The sequence below is a fragment of the Rhodococcus sp. MPR-R1B genome (assembly GCF_058793255.1).
This window is the reverse complement of the sequence record NZ_JBXAFO010000065.1, coordinates 1,902-5,362: the sequence shown is the minus strand read 5'-3', so window position 1 is coordinate 5,362 and position 3,461 is coordinate 1,902. Positions and strand designations below refer to the sequence as shown.

At 55.2% G+C, this 3,461-nt stretch carries 2 rRNA genes; both read right to left on the bottom strand.

Annotated elements, in window-relative coordinates:
* Window positions 1-2: 2 nt before the first annotated feature.
* A 5S ribosomal RNA gene (rrf, locus tag AC1Q61_RS32570) occupies window positions 3-119 on the bottom strand.
* Window positions 120-272: 153 nt separating this feature from the next.
* Window positions 273-3,407, bottom strand: a 23S ribosomal RNA gene (locus tag AC1Q61_RS32565).
* Window positions 3,408-3,461: the final 54 nt, after the last annotated feature.

The window sequence follows — 3,461 nt, the reverse complement described above, 5'->3', positions numbered from 1 at the left end:
GTGTTCGGCGGTGTCCTACTCTCCCACACCCTGTCGAGTGCAGTACCATCGGCGCTGAAGGGCTTAGCTTCCGGGTTCGGAATGGGACCGGGCGTTTCCCCTTCGCTATGACCGCCGTAACTCTATGAAACTGTCACAGTAACCTTCTTCTGATCACCTGGTTTCACCACCCGTCAACACCCGTTTCTGGTGTTGGGGGATGGAGAAAACAGGGTTTCTCATCAGTATCTGTGTGTTGTTTCAGATACCGCACAGTGGACGCGTAGCTTCTTTGTGGTAAGTCCTCGGCCTATTAGTACCAGTCACCTGCATGCATTACTGCACTTCCAGTTCTGGCCTATCAACCCGGTGGTCTGCCGGGGGCCTTACCCCCTCGAGGGGGTGAGAAACCTCATCTTGGAACAGGCTTCCCGCTTAGATGCTTTCAGCGGTTATCCCTTCCGAACGTAGCTAACCAGCGGTGCTCCTGGCGGAACAACTGGCACACCAGAGGTTCGTCCGTCCCGGTCCTCTCGTACTAGGGACAGCCTTCCTCAAGTTTCTAACGCGCGCGGCGGATAGAGACCGAACTGTCTCACGACGTTCTAAACCCAGCTCGCGTGCCGCTTTAATGGGCGAACAGCCCAACCCTTGGGACCTACTCCAGCCCCAGGATGCGACGAGCCGACATCGAGGTGCCAAACCATCCCGTCGATATGGACTCTTGGGGAAGATCAGCCTGTTATCCCCGGGGTACCTTTTATCCGTTGAGCGACACCGCTTCCACTTGCCGGTGCCGGATCACTAGTCCCGACTTTCGTCCCTGCTCGACCTGTCAGTCTCACAGTCAAGCTCCCTTGTGCACTTGCACTCGACACCTGATTGCCAACCAGGCTGAGGGAACCTTTGGGCGCCTCCGTTACATTTTGGGAGGCAACCGCCCCAGTTAAACTACCCACCAGGCACTGTCCCTGAACCAGATCATGGTCCGAGGTTAGAGGTCCAATTCGATCAGAGTGGTATTTCAACAACGACTCCACGATAACTGGCGTCACCGTTTCACAGTCTCCCACCTATCCTACACAAACCGAACCGAACACCAATACCAAGCTGTAGTGAAGGTCCCGGGGTCTTTTCGTCCTGCCGCGCGTAACGAGCATCTTTACTCGTAATGCAATTTCGCCGAGTCTACGGTTGAGACAGCTGAGAAGTCGTTACGCCATTCGTGCAGGTCGGAACTTACCCGACAAGGAATTTCGCTACCTTAGGATGGTTATAGTTACCACCGCCGTTTACTGGGGCTTAAATTCTCAGCTTCGCTCCCGAAGGAACTAACCGGTCCTCTTAACCTTCCAGCACCGGGCAGGCGTCAGTCCGTATACATCGTCTTACGACTTCGCACGGACCTGTGTTTTTAGTAAACAGTCGCTTCTCACTGGTCTCTGCGGCCCCACCCAGCTCAGACAGTAAATGTCGTCACCAGACAGGGCCCCCCTTCTCCCGAAGTTACGGGGGCATTTTGCCGAGTTCCTTAACCATAGTTATCTCGATCGCCTTAGTATTCTCTACCTGACCACCTGTGTCGGTTTGGGGTACGGGCCGTGTGAAAGCTCGCTAGAGGCTTTTCTCGGCAGCATAGGATCACTGAATTCGCCTCAATCGGCTACGCATCACGTCTCAGGCTATGTGCGACCCGGATTTGCCTAGGTCACGCCCTACACGCTTACACCAGTATTACCACTGACTGGCTCAGCTACCTTCCTGCGTCACCCCATCGCTTGGCTACTACCAGATCAGGTCCCATGCATCCACCAACTCGAGACCCGAAGGTCTTCTCGTGGCTTCAGGATGGTTAGTATCACTGATTCACCATGGGCGCGTTCACACGGGTACGGGAATATCAACCCGTTGTCCATCGGCTACGCCTGTCGGCCTCGTCTTAGGTCCCGACTCACCCTGGGCGGATTAACCTGGCCCAGGAACCCTTGGTCATTCGGCGGACGAGTTTCTCACTCGTCTTTCGCTACTCATGCCTGCATTCTCACTCGTGTGGCCTCCACGGCTAGGTCACCCTGCCGCTTCCATGGCCACACGACGCTCCCCTACCCATCCACACACCTGCCCAACACTCCGCAGAGTGAAGGGGGGCTATTGCGTGAATGCCGCAGCTTCGGTGGTGTACTTGAGCCCCGCTACATTGTCGGCGCAGGATCACTTGACCAGTGAGCTATTACGCACTCTTTCAAGGGTGGCTGCTTCTAAGCCAACCTCCTGGTTGTCTTCGCGACCCCACATCCTTTTCCACTTAGTACACGCTTAGGGACCTTAGCTGGCGATCTGGGCTGTTTCCCTCTCGACTACGAACCTTATCGCCCGCAGTCTCACTGCCGCGCTCTCACTCACCGGCATTCGGAGTTTGGCTGATTTCGGTAAGCTTGTGGGCCCCCTAGACCATCCAGTAGCTCTACCTCCGGTGAGAAACACGCGACGCTGCACCTAAATGCATTTCGGGGAGAACCAGCTATCACGGAGTTTGATTGGCCTTTCACCCCTACCCACAACTCATCCCCTCAGTTTTCAACCTAAGTGGGTTCGGTCCTCCACGACGTCTTACCGTCGCTTCAACCTGGCCATGGGTAGATCACTCCGCTTCGGGTCTAGAGCATGCCACTACGATCGCCCTATTCGGACTCGCTTTCGCTACGGCTACCCCACACGGGTTAACCTCGCGACATGCCACTAACTCGCAGGCTCATTCTTCAAAAGGCACGCCATCACCCCCAGCAGTAAACTGCTCGAAGGCTCTGACGGATTGTAAGCGCACGGTTTCAGGTACTATTTCACTCCCCTCCCGGGGTACTTTTCACCTTTCCCTCACGGTACTAGTCCGCTATCGGTCACCAGGGAGTATTCAGGCTTATCGGGTGGTCCCGACAGATTCACACCAGATTTCACGGGCCCGGTGCTACTTGGGTTTCCATTACAACAGTCACAAAGTTTTCGTGTACGGGATTCTCACCCTCTACGACAGGCCGTTCCAGACCACTTCCACTAACCCTGTGATTTCTTACTGTTGGCCAACACGGCAGTATTGACAAAATGAACCCCACAACCCCACGAATGCAACACCTGCCGGCTATCACACACCCATGGTTTAGCCTCTTCCGCTTTCGCTCGCCACTACTCACGGAATCACGGTTGTTTTCTCTTCCTGTGGGTACTGAGATGTTTCACTTCCCCACGTTCCCTCCACACGCCCTATATATTCAGGCGCGGGTAACACGACATCACTCGTGCTGGGTTTCCCCATTCGGACATCCTCGGATCACAGCTCGGTTGACAGCTCCCCGAGGCTTATCGCAGCCTCCTACGTCCTTCATCGGCTCCTGGTGCCAAGGCATCCACCGTACGCTCTTCATTACTTACAACAAAGATGCTCGCGTCCACTGTGCAGTTCTCAAACAACACACAAACAACCACCT